Origin of the sequence: Polyangium jinanense (genome assembly GCF_028435265.1) — a bacterium.
Lineage (GTDB): Bacteria > Myxococcota_A > Polyangia > Polyangiales > Polyangiaceae > Polyangium > Polyangium jinanense.
Genome location: NZ_JAGTJK010000023.1, coordinates 134,543 through 152,813 on the forward strand (window position 1 = coordinate 134,543; position 18,271 = coordinate 152,813).

Below are 18,271 nucleotides of genomic sequence, written 5' to 3' on the forward strand. Positions count from 1 at the left end.
GTTCCGATCAGTCGCCCTCGTCGAGCAGCCGCACCGCGCTCTCGATCGCGACGAGCTTTCCGACGAGGTAGAGCACGTCGTCCTCGCGGAACGGCGCGCTCGCGGTGACATCCTCGCAGAGGGAACCGCCTCTGCGTATCGCCACGAGGCTCGCGCCGGTCTTGCGGCGCAGATCGAGCTCGAGCGGGCTCCTGCCGTACGCGAAGGATCCGCGCCGCACGAGGAACGTCTCCACCTTGAGCTCGCCGAGCTCGGGCAGGTCCGCGAGCGTGGGCCGCTGCAGCGTCTGCTTTCGGACGAAGAGACCTTTGCTCTCGCGGCGCGCGACGTTCACGCGCTCGATGATCACGTTCCGCGGGATGCCGCGCCGGCGCAGCACGCGCGCGATCATCTCGAGCCCCGCTTCGAGCTCCTCGAACACCACCTCCTCGGCGCCGAGCTCGGTGAGCGCGCGGTCCGCGGCGATGTAGTGCGCGCGTACGAGCACGGGGATCTTCGGCGCGCTCTGCTTCGCGGCGGCTACGGCGCGGCGCGTGGCCTCGGGGTCGTTGATGAGCAGGACGAGCGCGGCGGCGTGCTCGACGCGCGCGCTCGCGAGCGCCTCGGGGCTCGTGACGTCCGCGTAATACACCGGCTCGCCGGCTTCACGCGCGGCGCGAACGGTTTCCGCGTTCAGCTCGAGCACGAGGTACGGCACCGACGTCTCGGCCAGCGCGCGCCCCAGCATCTTTCCGGCGACGCCGTATCCCACGATGATCACGTGCTCCGAGAGCGCGGAGTGCTCGGGCATGGGCTCGTCGATGCCACGCGCCCCGAGCAAGCGTTCGAGCGGCTTCAGGATCTTCTCGCCGGCGCGCACGCGCGGCGCGAGGTGCATCGCGAGCGGCGTGATCATCATGCTGAGCACGCCGGCCGCGAGGAGCGCCCGATCTTCGCTCGGCGTGATGAGCCCGTTCCGCTCGGCGAGCGTCGCGAGCACGAAGCCGAACTCGCCGAACTGCGCGAGCCCCACGCCGGCGAGCCACGCGACGCGCGCGGGGAAACGCATCGACAGGGCCGAGAGCGTCGCGATGAACCCCTTTCCAAGGACGAACGCGGCGAGATACAGCCCGACCGAGAGCGGTTTTTCGATCAGCACGCGCGCGTCGAGCAGCATGCCGAGCGACACGAAGAACAGGCTCGTGAACGCGTGGCGCAGCGGCAGGACGTCGCCGATCGCGCGGTGCGCGTACTCGCTGCCCGCGAGCAGGATGCCCGCGAGGAACGCGCCGAGCGCGAGCGAGAGGCCGGCGAGCGACGTGAAGAACGCGGTCGCGAGGCAGATGCCGAGCACGGCCATGAGGAAGAGCTCGCGGCTCCGCGCGCGGTCCACGAGCGCGAAGAAGCGCGGCACGAGCGAGCGAGCCACGACCACCGTGACGAGCACGAGCAGCGCCGCCTTGCCCAGCGCGAGCAGGAGATCGCGCGCCGGATCCCCGCCGGATTTGCCGGCGAGGATCGGGATCACGAGCACCATCGGCACGACGCAGAGGTCCTGGAAGATCAGTGCGCCGACGATGAAGCGTCCGTGTGGCGCGTCGACCTCGCCACGCTCGGCGAGCGTGCGCAGCACGAGGGCGGTGCTGGAGAGCGCGAACAAGAAGCCGAAGAGGATCCCACGGGAGAGCGGCTGCCCCGCGAGGCGCGCGCAGAGGGCCGACGCGAGGATCGTGAGACCGACCTGGAGCGAGCCGCCGATCGTGACGGTCTTGGCGATCTGGCGCAGCCGTTCGAGGGAGAACTCGAGGCCGATGCCGAAGAGCAGGAGCACGACGCCGATCTCGGCGAGCGACTGGATGCGGTGCGCGTCGCTGAGCAGCCCGAAGCCCGTGGGGCCGATGAACGCGCCCGCGAGGAGGAGACCGGCAACGACGGGCAAGCGCACGCGGCCGAGCACGAGCACGACGAGGACGCCGACGATCGAGATGATCGCGAGGTCTCGCAGGATCGGGATCTGCTCCATGGTCCGCGTGGGCGCAGAGCGCCCGTGCGGGACGTGGATGCAGGAAACGCGCGCGGATCAGCGCGCCGGCGGCATGCCACGCGCGAGCGCGTCGATCGCGGCGAGGTCTTTCTCGACCGCATCGGGCGTCGCGGGCTTGCGCGGCCAGGCGAGCTCGAGCTCGCCGTCGAACCAGTAGAGGTGCTGCGCGTCGACGTAGCCGTGCGCGCCGCCCACGGCCGCGAGCGCCGCGAGCGCCTGCCGGAGCCGCTCGATCGCTGCCGCGTCGAGCGTGCGCGGCGCATCGGCAAGCGCCTTGCCGAGCGGCGGCGCCACCCAGATCTCGCCGGCTGCACGATCCACGCGGAGCACCGTCGGCAGCGCTGGATGCCCGGTCCGCGCGAACGCGCGGGCCCGCGCGAGGGACGCCTCGTCCATCGGGAGCACGAGCACCTCGCGATCGAGCCACGCGTCGTGGCGCAGGCTCGCCATGTCGCGACCATCGCCCAGCGCGAGCGGCGGCCCCAGGCGTTCACCTTCTCTCGGCGCGGCCGGCCGCTCGCTCCCGTTCGTCGCGGTCCATTGTTTCGGCAGCGCCTCCGGCCAGCGCAGCGCCGACAGCGCGCGCCGCGCTTGGAATGCATCTTCCGGCCGGCGATCCGGCTCTTCCGCGAGCAATGCGGCCACGGCCGCGTCGTGCTCCGGCCCGAGCTCCGGGTTCTTCTCGCTCGGCGCTCCCCCGTGGAAACGCCCGCGCATCGGCTCGGCCGCCTCCCCCGTGAGCAGCTCGTAAAGCACGGCGCCCACCGCGTAGAGATCACTCGCGATCCCCGCCGGACGACCGAGCCTCTGCTCGGGCGACATGTACGCGTATGTGCCGATCGCGCCGGCCGTCGCCGTGCTCGACAGGTCCCCGAGGTGCGCCGCGCCGAAGTCCGACAGCATCGCTGTCCCCGCGTCGTCGAACAGCACGTTCGCGGGCTTCACGTCGCGGTGCAGAATCCCGAGCCGGTGCGCCTCGCCGAGCGCCGAAAGCAGAAGACAGGCGATCTCCACAGCACGCGCCGGCGCCATCGGCCCTTCGCGCATCTTGTCCGCGAGCGACCCGCCTCGCATGAACGCGAGCACCATCGCCGGCCCCTCCGGCACGTACTGGTGGAGCGGCACCACGTTTGGATGGCGTAGCCGTTCGAGCGCGCGCGCTTCTCGCTCGAAGCGTTGCAGCGCGTCGCGCCCCGCGCCCTCGACGAGCCCGCTGAAGATCTTCACCGCCACGCGCTCACCGCTGATTCGATCGATCGCCTCGACGAGACGCGCATGCGCCGACGACGCGATCTCCCGCGTCGTCTCGTACCGCCCGAAAAGAACAACACCCCCGCCGCGCCGCTCGTTTTTCCGGGCCGCCTCCCTTGGCGCATCCTTCGCGGGTGGCTCCTCCCGAACCCCGAGCCGCGCCATCTCCGCGCGCGTCTCTCGTGCTGCCTCGGCGAGCCCGACCTCCTCGAAGCACCGCGCGAGCAGCGGCAGCGCCGCGGCCCGCTCCGGCGCGGCCACGTCGATCTGCTGCAGCGCCTTGATCGCCCCCTCGGTTCGCCCGTGCCGCGCCAAAAGCGCGCCCAGCGCGAGCCGCGGCGCCGCCTGATCCGGCCGTTGCCGCAGCGCACTCTCGAGCGCGCGCGCCGCCTCGGCCGGTTGCCCCGCGCGCTCGAAGCTCTCGGCCGCGAGCAGTACCTCGCCGGCCGCGACGAACGCGCTCGCCGCCTCCGCGTGCTCGCCGAGAAGCGCGTAGAGCGCCGCTGCGTACTTGCCAAACCCTCGCGATCCGAGATCCGACGCCGCCGCGAGCGCGACCTCCCTCGGCAGCCGCTCCGCGATCCGCGCGATCGCCTCCCGCGCCGTCGCGTCGTCGCCCCCGAGCGCGCCGAGCCTCGCCGCACGCCGCGCGTCCCCCGCGAGCAGCGCCTCCCGCGCCGCCCCCGTGAAATCACACGCCTCCTCCAGCCTGCGCGAGGCCTCCGCGTGCGTCCGGGAACGCTCTGCCGTCTCGCGCTCGTCGGGGTTCATCAAAAGGTCCCCGCTGGTTTTACCGGACGAACGTTCGTCAGGGCGATGTCGACACGATCGTCGCGCGACCGACGACGGACAGGTCGAACCGAAGCTCACCCGCGTCGATCCCCGCGGCCGCAAAGCCACCCTGGCGGAGCCGATGCACCGAGAGCGCGACCGTCGCGGGCAGCGCGCCCCAGGTCTTCTTGTCGAGCGCCGACGCCGGGATCACGCCTTCGCCCGAATCGTTGAAGGTGCAACGAATGCCCGTGCCGCTCGGCGCCGTCAGATCCACGTAGACGAGATCACCCACCGTGGGCGCTTCGCTCGCGTTCCACCGCAGCGTCGCCGCCGTCCCTTCCTCGAAGACCGCGCCCTCGGCGAGCGCGGTTTCACCGAGACGAACCCGCTCCGGCGCGCTCGGCGCCTCAGCCTCGATCGAGAACGGATTCAGCGTCCCCGAGCCCGTGCTTTCGAGCACGTACCGCGCGGGCGCCGGCAGATCACTCTGCGCGTCGCGCGACGTGTAGAACACGCCCGAGACAAACGCGCCCACGTCCGGGAACGCACGCGTCGCGAGCGGCATGCGTGTCGTCCCGGCCTGGATCGACAGGTCGCCCACGTCGAGCAGCTCGATCGAGCCGAGCGCGGAGAGCGCGTCCGCCTCTTCCGCCGCGGCAAACGGCGCGAGCGCCACGCACTCGCCCGCGGCCGGCAGCTCGAGCCACGATCCACCGACCACGCGCTCGGCCACCTCGGGATCCGCGCCCGACGCGAGGCGCATGAACTTCGCCGAGACGTTCGTCTGGACGAACTCTCCCTCGGCGGCGCTGCGTTCGACGAGGACGATCGCCTCGGTCGTGGACCCGGTCGCGCTCGTGATGTCGTCGGCCTCGGCGACGGGCGCCGAGCAACCGCCCACGACAACGCCGAGAGAGGCGAGGAGCGCAGGCAGCGGGACGTTCGAGGAGCGCATGATCGCCAGTCTATGGCGGGTCCTCGGGGCGGGCAAGCACCTCGCCCGAGGTCGCCCTGCTGTCCCGGAATCTCGGCCGAAAATCGCGCGAATGGCTCAGAAGCTGACGACCAGGGCGCCCGCCGGGGTCAGCGAGAACTGATCGAACGAGACGTCCGTGGCGCCCAGGCTGCCCGAGACCGTGTGCCAGTCGCCCCCGATCTCCAGGGCCACGTGCACGTGACGGAACCCGAGCCGGAGCCCCGCCACCATCCCGACCCGGACGTGCTCGCCCGCGAGCGTCAAGGGCTTCGTCGCGACGGCCGGAACGACGCTCCCGCGCACCCAGGAGATCCCCGCCCGCGGGCCGATCCAGCCCGAATAAAGCTCCCCCGTGCTCTTCCAGCCGAGCAGCAGCGGGACGTCGAGCCCCCCGCCCGTCCCCCCGCCGGCCCCGCCGTCGACGCCCGACCTCGCCAGGATCACCTCGCCGCCGAGCCCCATCGAGAGCGAGACGCTCTTGCTCAAGGTGAACGCGTGTCGTCCGTCCAGACGAACCGACCGTCCGGAGTACGTCAGGCCCGCCTCGTTCGAGCCGGTGATGCCGATGCGGCCGCCCACCCACGGCGCGACGGCCGGAGCGATCGCCAGATCCTGGAGGGCACGCTCGATCGGCTCCGCGTCCGTTCCGCGCGCGCTCGGGAGCGCGCCGAGGACGGGCCGGCCGGACAAACCCGCGCCCAGCGTGACCTTGCCAGGCGAGAGGACGTGTGCGGGATGCAGGAGGGGAACGCCACCGCCGCAACCAGCCAAACCCAGCGCGCAAAGCGCGAGGGCGAGCGGCCGGAACGTTGGGCGGGCCGTGGGCGGATGCACCTCGGGGGCGGCGCTCCTCGTGGCTACTTGCGGAAGCGGGAGGGGTAGTCGTTGGCGGCGACCTTCTTCTTGAGCTCGCCGTCGTCCGGGTGCAGGCGGGAGGCCCGGGCGATGAGATCGTTCTCGGTCTCCACGCGCTGCGGGTCGGGCAAGCAGCACTCCACCGGACAAACCGCCTGGCAAGCCTCGTGGTCGTAGAAGCCCACGCACTCGGTGCAGAGCTCGGGGTCGATCACGTAGATCTCGTCGCCCTCGCTGATCGCCTCGTTGGGGCACTCCGGCTCGCAAGCTCCGCAGTTGATGCAATCTTCGGTGATGTAGGTGGCCATGGGGTTGCTTCGTCCTCCGGGGGTGCGGTCCGGAATTTCCCGGTATCTAAAGGGCGGCGCCCCGGCTGTCAATTCGAGCGTTCCGCACGTTTGATGAGGCCCGGGCTTTGCGCCGCGCGCCCTCCAGGACATGGGCGGGCAGGGAGCGGCGTCCCCATCCTGCAGTGCCCCGGGCCATCCGTCCAGAGCAACGCCGCAAACGTGATCCCACGCGCCACGGTCGACTCCGATCGGCCGTCGGATCCCGGCCTCTCCGCGCCGTCCGCGGCGCCCGGTTGCACGCCGGCCCGAGGCCCGTTAGTACGCTTGCCCTGCGATGCCCCGACCCCGCGTGATCACGCTCTTCCTCGCCGCCCTCGTCGTTGCGCTCGTCGGCTGTACGCCGAAGATCGGGGAGGACTGCACGACCTCGACCGACTGCTCGCAACTGGGCGACCGCCTCTGCGACACCACGCAGCCGGGCGGCTACTGCACGATTTTCGGGTGCGATCCCGACAAATGCCCGGAGGACGACGGGGTCTGCGTCGCCTTCTCGGCCGAGCTCGATCCGGCCTGTGGCCCCGCCGACGACGCGAGCTGGGGTCGCTTCGGTCGAACGTTCTGCATGGCCGGCTGCGAAGACAACGACGATTGCCGCAACGGCTACGAGTGCGCCCGTCCATCGGAGCACGCCGCGCGGATCATCGACTTCGAGCCGATCGCGGAGCGCATCTGCGTGGTGAAGATCGCGCCGCCGGCGGTCTCGACCGAGGTGCCGCAGATCTGTCTGCCCTCGGAGACGCCCGCGCCGCCTGCGCCCTGGGTTCCGACGGGCGCCGGAGGTGCAGGCGGAGCCGGAGGTGCAGGCGGAGCAGGAGGAGCCGGCGGCGCAGGTGGTGCGGGAGGCGCAGGAGGAGCCGGCGGTGCAGGCGGTGCGGGTGGCGCTGGAGGCGCAGGAGGAGCCGGCGGCGCTGGAGGCGCGGGCGGCGGTCCCTGAGGTCTTTCCGGGCCATCCGCGGGAAGTGATCCGGCACCCGCCGTGCTAGCCTCGCCGCGCATGTTCCGGGCGCCTGCGCTTCCCCGCACCCTCGACGCCGCCCTCCGCGACGTGGGCTCGTCCAAAGCCTCCGTGCGCGAGGACGCCGTGCGTGACCTCGTCCGCCACGCCGAGGAAGCTCGCAGCCAGGTCGTGCGCGCTCTCGAACGCGCACTCTCCGACGAAGCCGCGCCCGTCCGCTCGGCCGCCGCGCTCGGGCTCGCCGACGTGGGCGCAAACGAAGCGCTGCCCGCCCTGCTCGTCGCCATCGAGGACGACGACGTCCACGTGCGGCAGATGGCCCTCACCGCGCTCGGCGAGATCGGCGACAGCCGCGCAGCCCAGAGGCTCGCCCGCGCGCTCGAAGATTCTCGCGCGGAAGTGCGCTTCCAGGCGGTCATCGCGTACGCCCGCGTCTGCAAGGATCGCGCGTCCGTCGTGGAGGCGCTCGCCGCCCGCACGCGCGACGCCGACCCGCTCGTCTGCCACATCGCGCTCCGCATGGCCGAGGAGATCGGCGGCGAGGAGGGCGAGCACGTGGTCGATCCCATCCTCGCGGCGAGGGCGCGCGCGCTCGTGGATCACGATTCTCCCACGGTGCGCGTCGCCGCGGCCGTGGTGCTCGGCCGCGCCGGGGATCCGGCGGGAGCGAAGGTGCTCGTGTCGGTCGTGAATGGAGCGATCAAGACGGAGGACGCCGAGGACGAGGCTGCCGCGATCGAGATCGCGGGATCACTCGGGCTTTCGGAGGCGCGCGTGGGGCTCGAGAGGCGGGCGTTCGGCGGCGCGCTCGGCTTCGGTCGCGACCGTTTTTCCTGGCACGCGCGCGTCGCGCTGGCGACCATGGGCCACGCGCGCGCCACGCGCGAGATCGTCAGCGAGCTCGGCTCGTGGGATCGTAACAAGCGCACGCTCGCGGTCGCCGCCGTCGGTCGCGCGCGCATTCGATCGGCCCGCACGATCATCGCGGCGATGGAAGGGGATCCCTCGCGGGCCGACCCGCACGCCGTGAACGAGGCGCTCGTCGCGCTCGCGGAGGACGAACCGGCATGAACGAACCGAAAGATCCGAACGCCGTCCGCTTCGATCCCGCGACCGTCCGCGATCACGTCGAGAGCTACTTCCTCAAAGCGAACGACCCCGCGGGCGACCGCGCGCTCTGGATCAAGGCCACGATCTTCGCCTCCGCGCGCGAGCCCGGCCGTACCCTCGCCGAGGGCTGGGCGATCGCCTTCGATCGCCGCGGCGGGCAGAGCAAGCACGTCGCGGTCAAGCACGTGCTCCCCTATGCCGACGCGATCTTTGGCAAGGAAGGCCTCGACGTCGCCTGGAGCCTTCCCGCGACCGGCGGCTCCTCCGAGGAGCGCATGCGCATCCGGCCCGGCGAGACCCATGGCCGCATCGCGCGGCGTGAGCATTCGATTCGCTGGGACCTTCGTTTCGAGGGCGAGGCAAGCCCGTTCGTCCCGTTCCCGCACGCCTCGATGTACCGCGGCAAATTTCCCAAATCGAAGACCCTCACCCCGTACCCCGACCTCGTGTTCTCCGGTGAGGTCGAGGTCGACGGCGAGCGCTGGGATCTCTCCAACTGGCGCGGCATGCAGGGGCACAACTGGGGCCGCGGGCACGCGGATCTTTATGCCTGGTGCCACGTCAACACTTGGGAGAGCGAAGCCGATCTCGTCGTGGAAGCTCTCTCCGGCCGCGTCCGCGTGGGCCCCGTGCTCACGCCGCTCGTCACGCTCGTTTGCGCGCGTTTCCGCGGCGTGACCTACACCTGGAACGCGGTGCTCGAAATCGCGCGCGCGCATGGCGACGTCGGCTTGCGCCGCTACAGCTTCTCCGCCGAGGGCCGCGCCGCGCGCATCGAGGGCTCGTTCGAGGCGGACACGGACGACATGGTCGGCCTCTACTACCCGAACCCAGACGGCCCCATGACGTACTGTTTGAACAGCAAGCTCTCGCGCGCGCACGTGCGCTTCGAGGCGTCGGGCAGGCCGCCCGTCGTCGTGAAGAGCCGCGCCGCTGCGCTCGAGATCGGCACGCGCGACGCCGACCACGGCGTGAGGATGCACGTATGAACGACACCTTCACCGAGGCCGATCTGGCCCCCGATCCGCAGGAAAAGCGGGACCGTATCCTCGCCGTCGTCGATCGCGTCGCGGCCCTCGTCGCCGTCCTCGCGGGCGGCGTGTACATCGGCGGCATGGTCGCGCTCGGCGCCAACGCCGCGCCCATCGTCTTCAGCATGCTCCCGCGGCCGATCGCGGGTGACGTGATGGGCACGATCTTCGCGCGCTTCGACACGATCGCCCTCGGCGCGGCCCTCGCGGCGCTCGCCGCCGAGGTCACGCGCACCCTCGCCACGCGCCGCCGCGGCCGCACGATCCTCTCGCGCCTGCGCCGCTCGTGCACGCTCTTCATGGCCGTCTCCGCGGCCTACGTCGCCCTCTCGCTCTCGCCTCGCATCAGCGAGCTGCACCGGCAGGGTGTGCAGCGCGACGACACGCCGCAGGGCCAGCTTCTCGAAGCCGTGCACAAGCGCGCGGAGCTCTTCGGCAAGATCGGCATGGGCATGGCGCTTGGTCTCGTCGCGCTCACCATCTTCACCATCCAGCCGCGAAGGCCGGACGACGAGGAAGACGACGAAGAGGCGGTCGCGCCCTTGCCGCCAGGCCCGCGCGACGACTGACGCACCGCTCCGGACGGGCCGAGCGGCTGGCCCTCGTGCGTCTCAGCAGGTATGCTTCGGGCTTCCGGAAGGCGAGGTTTGCTGCCCGTCACGCGGGTGGCCTGGTCTTTCTTTTCGTTCGCGTGGAGGCGGCCGATGAAATTGAAGAGCGCATGGTGGGTCCTCGCGACCCTTGGGTTGAGCCTCGGGCTCGCGATGAACAGCACGGGCTGTGGAGACAACACCGGCAACGGCGGTAACGGCGGCACCGGTGGCGAGGGCGGCGCCGGCGGCGGCACCGGTGGCACCGGCGCTGTGGGCGGCGGCGGCACGGGTGGCACGGTGGATCCGGGCGATTGGCTCGCCCTGCCTTGCACGACCGACGCCGAGTGTGCTCCCGGGACCTGCATCGTGGCGGACAAGGACGACACGGTCTTCCAGGGCGGCCCGCAGGGCGGCTACTGCAGCAAGACCTGCAAGACGAGCGGCGATTGTCCGGGCGTCGGCAGCATTTGCTACAAGGGCGCGGACAACAGCGCATCCGAGGGACGGTGCCTCGCGTCGTGCGAGATCAACAATCCCACGGGCATGTACATCAACGACCCGCTCGATGAGTTCAAGTGCCACGGGCGCGAGGACGTCGCGTGCATCCGGCTCACGGCCGGCGACGTCTGCCTCCCGACTTGCGCGAACGACGAGGCGTGCGGTTCGGGTCGCGTCTGCGACCTCGGCAGTGGGATCTGCGTGAGCGCCGCCCCGCAGGGCAAGGATCTCGGGGCGCTTTGTGATCCCAAGGCGGCCGCGGACGAGTGCGGCAACGGCTTGTGCATCGGCGGCCTTTCGGACGGCAAGGGCTTCTGCTCCGGCCTCTGCACGCAGGACGGGGACATCGGCTACGGCGATTGCGGCGGTCTCGCGAAGGGCCTTTGCGTCTTCTCGCCGGTCATCATGGGCTGCACCCCGTCGGCGGACCAGGACTGCACGGGCCCCGGCGACATCGGCTTCTGCACGAATAGCTGCACGAAGCACGAAGACTGCATCGCCCCGGATAACTGGTGCTGGGGCATCATCCAGGGCAACCCGGCCAACGTCGGCTACTGCTTGCCGATGCCGAAGTGCGACCAGGGCCAGGCGGCCTGCGGCAATGCGGCGAACGGCCTGACCTGCACCGACACCGTGCACGGCAAGTACTGCGTCGACCAAACGTACCCGCTCGGCGCGCTTTCGCCCGATGGCGGCATGGGTGGTGCCGGTGGCGCTGGCGGTGCCGGTGGCGCTGGCGGTGCCGGTGGCGCCGGTGGTGCTGGCGGCGCCGGTGGTGCTGGCGGTGCCGGCGCTGCGGGCGGCGCGGGCGGCGCGGGCGGCATGCCCTGAGCCTTCGCGAACGCTGACGCATCTCGAAGAGGCCGCGGCGGGCTCGCTGCGGCCTCTTCCTTTTCGGAGCCTCGAGGCGGCTCATGGTATCGTCGCCGCATGTCGCCGATCCGCTTGGCTTCTGTGGTCCTCGTCTCGCTTTCGGCTGGGCTCCTCGTCGGTTGTCCGGGCACCGATGGCGAAAACACTCCGAGCGGCTCCGCGGGCACGGGAGGCACGGGCGGCATCGGTGGTACGGGCGGCGAGGGCGGCGCGGGCGGCATGACGACGTCCTCGTCGGGCACGGGCGGCACGCCCATGTGCACCGATTACACCGACGTCGAGCAGACAGACTGCAACCTGCTCGCGCAGGACTGCAAAGGCCCCAACGAGTCCTGCCGGTCGAATGGCCTCGGCACGGGCACGGTCTGCGAGGGGGGCGCGGGCATCAAGGGGGTGGGCGCGCCCTGCACCTTGGCCAACGGCGAGTGCGCGGTCGGCCTCACGTGCGTCTTTGGTTATTGCTCGCCCATCTGCTGCAGAAGCCAGCCCGCGTCCTTCTGCGGCAGCGCCCAGTGCAACGTCTACAACCGCTACGGCGAGAAGCGGGTCTGGCTCTGCAACTTCGCCAAATCCTGCACGCTCTTCGACGGCAAGGAGTGCACGGACGGCTACCCCTGCCGTCTGACCGTGCTCGAGGACGAGCTCTCGCTCTGCGTCCCCATGTCGGCCACGCCCGCCCCCGAGGGCGGGGCGTGCAAAGACCTCAACGACTGCGCCGCAAACCAGCGCTGCTTCAACAGCATCTGCCGGTACAGCTGCCTGAACACGGGGTGGCAGAACCTGGAGCCGGAGGCGGGCGGTTGCCCCGCGGGCCAGACGTGCACTCCCGAGACGGCGACCTACGGCGTCTGCGTCCCCTGAGCGAGCGCTTCACCCTCTACAGCCGGGCGGATTCGCGCTAGGTTCGCCCGCATGCACGAACACGACGTTGAGGCGCACGGGCAAGCGCACGAGGCGCCCGCGACGCCGGCTCCTCGCGCCGCCGACGCCCCGGATCTGGGGCTCCTCCGCGTGCTCCGCGACGACGGCAGCGCCGATCCCGCGACCGATCCCGGCCTGTCCCCGCACGTGCTCCTCCGCGCCTACCGCGAGATGAAGCGCGTGCGCCTCATCGACACGCGCATGATGCTCCTGCAGCGCCAGGGCCGCATCCACTTCGCTGGCGAGTGCCGCGGCCAGGAGGCGACGCCGATCGCGACGGGCCTCGTGCTCGAGCGCGACGACTGGGTGTTCCCGGCCCTGCGCGAGAGCGCGATCATGCTCGTGCGAGGCTTCCCGCTGAAGAGCTACATCGCGCAGTACTTCGGCAACGCGGGCGACGTCCTCAAGGGCCGGCAGATGCCCTCGCACATGAGCGGCCGCGCCGTGAACCAGGTCGCGTGGTCGAGCTGTATGGCCACGCAGCTCCCGCACGCCGTCGGCGCCGCCTGGGCTGCGAAGATGCGCAAAGATCGCAGTGTCGTCGTCGGCTTCGTCGGCGACGGCGGCACGAGCGAGCCCGACTTCCACAACGCCCTGAACTTCGCGGGCGTCTTCAAGGTCCCCTGCGTCCTGGTTTGTCAAAACAACCACTGGGCGATCAGCGTCCCCGCGGCCAAGCAGACGGCGTCGCCCACGTTCGCGGTGAAGGGCCGCGCGTACGGCGTCCCCTCGGTGCGCGTCGACGGCAACGACGTCCTCGCGGTCCACCGTGTCGTCGGCGACGCCGTGGCGCGGGCGCGGAGCGGCGGCGGGCCCACGTTCATCGAGGCCGTGACCTACCGCATGGGCGCGCACTCTTCGAGCGACGATCCCACGCGGTATCGCTCGCAGGAGGAGGTCGACACGTGGGCGCAGCGCGACCCGATCGTGCGTCTGCGCCGGCACCTCGTCCATCGCGGCCTGCTCGACGAGGCGGAGGAGGGCGCGCTCGAGGACGGGCTCATGGCCGAGATCGGCGCGGCGATCCAGGAGGTCGAGGCGCTCGGCCCGCCGGCGCGCGAGACGCTTTTCGACGACGTCTACGCGGAGCTACCGTGGCACCTCGCGGAGCAACGCGCCGAGGTCCTCGGGAACCGGCCTTATGGGGGCTCGCAGGGCGGCGGCGGGCACTGATTCGCCCCTGGTCGACCGCTTTTTCCGCCCCCACCTTTCCCTCGACATGGTAATCCGCGCCCAAAAGGGGCTGTCGGCCCGCGTTCCACCTTGGAGAATCGGATGAAGACCTACGACGCGATCGTCATCGGCAGCGGCCCCGGCGGCTACGTCTGCGCGATTCGGCTCGGCCAGCTGAAGCAGAAGACGCTGTGCATCGAGAAGGAAGAGGTGGGCGGCGTGTGCCTCAACTGGGGCTGCATCCCGTCGAAGGCGCTCATCAACGCGGCGCACACCTACGAGAAGGCGCACTCGTCGATGGCGACGATGGGCATCAAGCTCGGCTCCATCGAGCACGACCCGAACGCGATGCAGGACTGGAAGGAAGGCATCGTCAAGCGCCTCACGGGCGGCGTGCGAGGTCTCCTCAAGTCGAACGGCGCCGACCTCATGGCGGGCACGGCGACGATCGTCTCGCCGAACCGCGTCGAGGTGAAGAAGGCGGACGGCTCGGTCGAGACGATCGAGGCGACGAAGGGCATCGTCCTGGCGACGGGCTCGTCGACCATCGAGATCCCGAGCTTCAAGTTCGACGGCAAGCAGATCATCGGCGCGAAGGAAGCGGTCAGCCTGCGCGAGGTCCCGAAGCGTCTGCTCGTCATCGGCGGCGGCGTGATCGGGCTCGAGCTCGGCATGGTCTACCAGGCCTTCGGTGCCGAGCTCGTGGTCGTCGAGGCGCTGCCCACGCTGCTCACGGGCGTCGACCAGGACTGCGTGAAGGTCGTCGAGCGCCGCATCCAGAAGCGCGGCGGCAAGATCTTCAAGAACGCCAAGGCCATGGGCTACGAGAAGCAGGCCGACGGCTCGGTCGCCGTGAAGCTCGACGTCGAGGGCAAGCCCGAGACGGTCGTCACGGACGTGGTCCTCGTCGCGGTCGGCATGCGCCCGAACTCGCGCGGCATCGGCCTCGAGAACGTGGGCGTGAACATCGACAAGCGCGGGTTCGTGCCTGCGGACGAGTTCGGCCGGACGAACGTCCCGACGATCTACTCGATCGGTGACGTCTCGGGCCCGCCCATGCTCGCGCACAAGGCCTCGAAGGAAGGCGAGATCATCGCGGAGGTCATCGCGGGCCACAAGGCGGCGAAGGACTGGGCGTGCATCCCGGGCGCGATCTTCACGGATCCGGAGATCGCGACGGCGGGCCTGACGGCCGAGGAGGCGCAGGCGAAGGGCATCGAGGTCGCGGTCGGCAAGTTCCCGTTCGCGGCGCTCGGCAAGGCGATGGCGATGATGGAGACCGACGGCTTCGTGAAGATCGTGACCGACAAGAAGACGAAGCAGGTGCTCGGCGTGCACATCGTCGGCCCCGAGGCGAGCACGATGATCAGCGAAGGCGCGCTCGCGCTCGAGATGGCCGCGTTCGCCGAGGACATCGCGCTGACGATCCACCCGCACCCGACGCTCGGCGAGGCGTTCATGGAAGCCGCGGCGCACGCGATGGGCGCGGCGGTTCACATCGTGAATCGCTGAGCGAGCCTTGGTCGGGGTTTTTCCTGACCGAACGCACGTCGCGCTCGTGGTACGATCATAGCCATGAAGCGCATGGCCCCTCAGGTTACGGAGAGCGGGCCGTTCAAGGCCGAGCAGGTCCGCGCGGGAGATCCCTACGAGCTCTCGCGCGGACACATCATCGAGCGCCTCCCTGCCGGCGGTCGGGGTGGACGGGCCAAACTCGTTGGTGCGGCCGTGCTCAACAGCGACCCTGCTGTCCGATCTGCGAGCGTGGACACCGGCTTCTCGCCCGACCCGGGTACGATGCGCGCCCTCGACATCGCAGTCGGCGACATTCCGGACGCGCCCGGCTGGTTGAAGAGCGCGCCTCTGCTCGCTGTCGAGTACGTGGACACGGGTCACGACGAAGACGAGCTTCAGATGAAGGTCGCCGAGCTGCTCGAAGCCGGCACGAAGATCATCTGGGTCGTACGGCTATTCAGTCCACGCAGGGTGGAGGTCTACGAACCCGGCGCGCGCGCACGCACCTTGCTGCCGGGCGAGATGCTCTCCGCGTCAAACATCCTGGCGAATCCGATCCCGGTCGAGGCGCTCTACGACCGCAATGTCGCCCACCGCGTGACGCTCAAGAACCTCCTCCAGCGAAAGGCGCGCGAAGAAGGCGAGCTCCACACGCTCCGCGCCTCCGTGCGGGAAGTCTTCTCCGCGCGTGGCCTCCGGCTCAGCCCCGACCACGAAGCGCAGATCGATCAGTGCAGCGACCCCGCCGTCCTCCGCCGCTGGCACCGCGCCGCCGTCACCGCGCCCGACGCGAGCGCGGCCCTTTCCTGATCCTCACTCCGCCCCCTTCCGCTCGAAGCACTCCTCCGGCACGCGCTGCTTCTTCCGCGTGACGCGCGTCGCCTCCACGAACGCCGCCGTCACCGGATCGTGGTACCCACTCGCCCCGCGCAGATCCGGCACGATCGCCTGGTAGTGCCGCACGATCCTCCCCATCAGGATCTCGCGCATCCACTTGCCCACCATCGACGAAAGCGCGACCAAAAGATCCGTCGCGTCCCCATCCCGCACGAACGCGATCTCGCCGACCCCCGGGAACATGTACGCGCTCCGCGCCCGCGTCTCCTCCAGCACCATGTGCATCCGCCCGCCGAGCGGCCCGAACGCGCTGCCGTACTTCCCGAACCCGCCCACCTTCCCGCAGACCGCTTGCACGTCCTGCCCTGCGTCCTTCCGCATCGACAGGATCAGCCGCTCCATCGCGTGCAGATCCATCTGAAACCGATTCTTCCCCGCCGCGAGCCCCTCGTTCAGCCGCTTCGCGCAGAGCACCTCGCTCCGCACCGCCACGATCGTCACGCCCTTCTTCTCCAGCCGATCGAGATCCCCGTGGATCGTCCGAACCAGCTCCGCGGGCGCCGTGAACGCCTCCCCCTCCGCGCCCCAGCACTGCGCCTCCACGTGGGGCGGACACGCCGCGCGCAGCTCCGCTCGATCCTCGCTCGCGATCGCGTGCGCGAGCTCGTCTGGCGTCCGTGCCGCCGCTGCGCGCCCTCCGCCTCGCTCCACCAGCGCGCGTGCCCACGCCTCCGCGAGACCCACGTCCCCGTAGGCCACCATCGCCTTCGAGTCCCCGAGCCGCTCGGCCAGGCCTCCGCGTGGCTTTCGCCCCACGAGCGCCGCGCCCTCCTCGGTCACGCGCGCCATCACCGCCGTCACCAGCATCGGCCCGAGCCGAGGTCCCAGGCCGTTTTCATCCGCGCCGATGCGGAAGCCCGCCGTCGCCTTCTCCATCGCGTCGAGCTTGTGCCATGAACGGACGCCCGCGTCATCGCGGTCACGACGCGCTCGATCGCCCCTTTCCGACGCGATTGGCGTATCCTACGGGAACCCTGATGAGCACGGGCGGGCGAGCGGGCCGGTTCCTGGGTGCCTTCGTGGTGGCCTCCACGGTGGGTTTGTCGGCTTGCGCGCCGCCGGCGCTCACCCGCGACGGCAAGGTCGTCTTCGCGCCTTCCGGCGGCCGCAGCGGCGCCTCTGTCATCACCGCGAACGGCGTCGAGTTCATGGACGTCACGGACATCCCCAAGCCCGTCGTTCGCCGCAGCCCGAACGACCCTTGGACCCCGCCCACCGGCTTCCTCGTCCCCAAGGACGGCATCTGGCGCAAGACCTCGAGCCCCGTCGCGCTCTCGGGCCGTGGCCTCGCCGTCGTCGTTCGATCGAGCGACGCCCTCATCCCGAGCTGGGGCGGCGAGGTCCTCCTCCGCATCGACGCCATCGCCCCGGCCGACGCGTTCCCCGCCGCCAAACCCTCCGTCCGCGAGCCGCGCCGCCTTGCCATCGTGCTCGACGGTCGCAACCCGAACACCGCGCCCCTCGCTCGCATCGCCCTCGACGACCTCGGCGATCGCGACCGCGTCGCCATCATCGACGCCTCGGGCCCGCGTGTCGTCGTCCCTGCCTTGCCGGGCTCGCATCGCACCTTGCTCGACGGCGCGATCACGCGTGTCCTCGAACGACCGCGCGGCGGCGCTGCCGTCGCGAGCACGCGCGACCTCGCGGGCGCCCTCGCCCTCGCGCGAGGGTTCGTCGGGGTGAAGGTCGCCGACGGCGGGGCGCTCCCTTCCGCGGGACAGGTCCTCGTCCTCAGTGACGGCATCGGCATCGCGCAGGCCGGCCTCCGGCTCGCGAACGAGGTCGCCTCCCTGCGCCGCGACAGCGTGCAGATCTCCGCTGTCGGCACGCCCGATCGCCTCGACGTCGCGCACCTCGCGCCCCTCGGCGACGATGTCTTCGCTGGCGGATCCTTCGCCGATCGCGAGGACGCCGTCGCTCGGATCGTCCCTCCGCCTGGGGACGTCGTCCTCGAAGACGTCGAGCTCACGGTGCACTCCGTCCCTGCGCCCGTCCGCGTGCTCGAGGTCTCGGGCGGCCTCGCCGCGCTTTCGCTGGACCACGACCGCCTCCTCCTCGGCGACCTCTACGCGGGCGAAGCGCGCACCGAGATTGCCCGCATCGCCATGCCCGTGTGGGTACCGGGCGAACCCTGCGAGATCACCGTCTCGGCGCGGTATCGCGACGCCGCCACCGGCACCTGGCACACGGCCACGCGCACCATCGACGCCCGGTACGACGACAACGTCGAGCGCATCGCCAGCGCTCGGCACGGCGACGTCATCGCGTATGCCTCCGCGCTTGCCATGGTCCGGCGCCTCGGCCGCATCTTCCAGGGCAGCCGCTTCGACGACCTCGGCGGCCTCCGCCCCGTCGTCACGCTCCAGGCCGACTCGCTCGCCGCGCTCTCCCGCACGAACCACGACCCCGCGCTCAGCACGCAGGCCGAGGTACTCCGCACGCTCCTCGGCGCGATCGAGGATTGACCGCATTCACC

Annotated in this window: 16 protein-coding genes; 10 read left to right on the forward strand and 6 right to left on the reverse strand. The window is 70.9% G+C overall.

Annotated features, from left to right (window positions below):
- Positions 1–7: 7 nt before the first annotated feature.
- The 5 genes from KEG38_RS32585 to KEG38_RS32605 form a co-directional block, all read right to left on the reverse strand.
- Entirely contained in the window at positions 8–2,002 is a 1,995-nt protein-coding gene (locus KEG38_RS32585) for a monovalent cation:proton antiporter family protein (protein ID WP_272423918.1), read from the reverse strand.
- A gap of 57 nt (positions 2,003–2,059) precedes the next feature.
- Complete coding sequence (locus tag KEG38_RS32590) at positions 2,060–4,045, reverse strand: protein kinase domain-containing protein (RefSeq protein WP_272423919.1); 1,986 nt, start codon at positions 4,043–4,045, stop codon at positions 2,060–2,062.
- Positions 4,046–4,082: 37 nt separating this feature from the next.
- Positions 4,083–5,003 carry a hypothetical protein gene (locus tag KEG38_RS32595; protein WP_272423921.1) on the reverse strand — a complete coding sequence of 307 codons (921 nt, stop codon included), beginning with the start codon at positions 5,001–5,003 and terminating at the stop codon, positions 4,083–4,085.
- Positions 5,004–5,099: 96 nt separating this feature from the next.
- On the reverse strand, positions 5,100–5,858 hold the full coding sequence (locus KEG38_RS32600; protein WP_272423923.1) for a hypothetical protein: 759 nt from the start codon (positions 5,856–5,858) through the stop codon (positions 5,100–5,102).
- A 23-nt stretch (positions 5,859–5,881) separates the two neighbouring features.
- On the reverse strand, positions 5,882–6,187 hold the full coding sequence (locus KEG38_RS32605) for a YfhL family 4Fe-4S dicluster ferredoxin (protein ID WP_272423925.1): 306 nt from the start codon (positions 6,185–6,187) through the stop codon (positions 5,882–5,884).
- A gap of 316 nt (positions 6,188–6,503) precedes the next feature.
- Between KEG38_RS32605 and KEG38_RS32610 the strand changes: the two genes are divergently transcribed.
- The 9 genes from KEG38_RS32610 to KEG38_RS32650 all read left to right on the forward strand — a co-directional run bounded on the left by KEG38_RS32610 (position 6,504) and on the right by KEG38_RS32650 (position 15,708).
- Positions 6,504–7,163 carry a hypothetical protein gene (locus KEG38_RS32610; RefSeq protein ID WP_272423927.1) on the forward strand — a complete coding sequence of 220 codons (660 nt, stop codon included), beginning with the start codon at positions 6,504–6,506 and terminating at the stop codon, positions 7,161–7,163.
- A 60-nt stretch (positions 7,164–7,223) separates the two neighbouring features.
- Positions 7,224–8,255 (forward strand): HEAT repeat domain-containing protein, encoded by a 1,032-nt coding sequence (locus tag KEG38_RS32615; protein WP_272423928.1) that lies wholly within the window; start codon positions 7,224–7,226, stop codon positions 8,253–8,255.
- Positions 8,252–9,283, forward strand: coding sequence for a tocopherol cyclase family protein (locus KEG38_RS32620; protein WP_272423930.1), 1,032 nt, complete (start codon positions 8,252–8,254; stop codon positions 9,281–9,283). The genes KEG38_RS32615 and KEG38_RS32620 overlap by 4 nt, the downstream gene beginning before the upstream one ends.
- Positions 9,280–9,894: a DUF4149 domain-containing protein gene (locus tag KEG38_RS32625; protein ID WP_272423932.1), complete on the forward strand. Its 615-nt coding sequence runs from the start codon at positions 9,280–9,282 to the stop codon at positions 9,892–9,894. The genes KEG38_RS32620 and KEG38_RS32625 overlap by 4 nt, the downstream gene beginning before the upstream one ends.
- A 135-nt stretch (positions 9,895–10,029) precedes the next feature.
- Complete coding sequence (locus KEG38_RS32630; RefSeq protein ID WP_272423933.1) at positions 10,030–11,247, forward strand: hypothetical protein; 1,218 nt, start codon at positions 10,030–10,032, stop codon at positions 11,245–11,247.
- Between the two features lie 99 nt (positions 11,248–11,346).
- Positions 11,347–12,150 (forward strand): hypothetical protein, encoded by an 804-nt coding sequence (locus tag KEG38_RS32635; RefSeq protein WP_272423934.1) that lies wholly within the window; start codon positions 11,347–11,349, stop codon positions 12,148–12,150.
- 51 nt (positions 12,151–12,201) lie between these two features.
- Positions 12,202–13,383, forward strand: a complete 1,182-nt coding sequence (locus KEG38_RS32640) for a thiamine pyrophosphate-dependent dehydrogenase E1 component subunit alpha (protein ID WP_272423935.1) — start codon at positions 12,202–12,204, stop codon at positions 13,381–13,383.
- 102 nt (positions 13,384–13,485) lie between these two features.
- The gene (gene lpdA / locus KEG38_RS32645) at positions 13,486–14,895 is read left to right on the forward strand and encodes a dihydrolipoyl dehydrogenase (protein ID WP_272423937.1); all 1,410 of its coding nucleotides are present in this window, start codon (positions 13,486–13,488) and stop codon (positions 14,893–14,895) included.
- A gap of 72 nt (positions 14,896–14,967) precedes the next feature.
- Complete coding sequence (locus tag KEG38_RS32650) at positions 14,968–15,708, forward strand: Uma2 family endonuclease (protein WP_272423939.1); 741 nt, start codon at positions 14,968–14,970, stop codon at positions 15,706–15,708.
- 3 nt (positions 15,709–15,711) lie between these two features.
- Here the strand turns inward: KEG38_RS32650 and KEG38_RS32655 are convergent, their stop codons facing one another.
- Complete coding sequence (locus tag KEG38_RS32655) at positions 15,712–16,671, reverse strand: hypothetical protein (protein ID WP_272423942.1); 960 nt, start codon at positions 16,669–16,671, stop codon at positions 15,712–15,714.
- 101 nt (positions 16,672–16,772) lie between these two features.
- Here KEG38_RS32655 and KEG38_RS32660 point away from each other — a divergent pair, with 101 nt between their 5' ends.
- A complete protein-coding gene (locus KEG38_RS32660) occupies positions 16,773–18,260 on the forward strand; it encodes a vWA domain-containing protein (RefSeq protein WP_272423943.1) in 1,488 nt (495 codons plus the stop codon).
- Positions 18,261–18,271 lie beyond the last annotated feature (11 nt).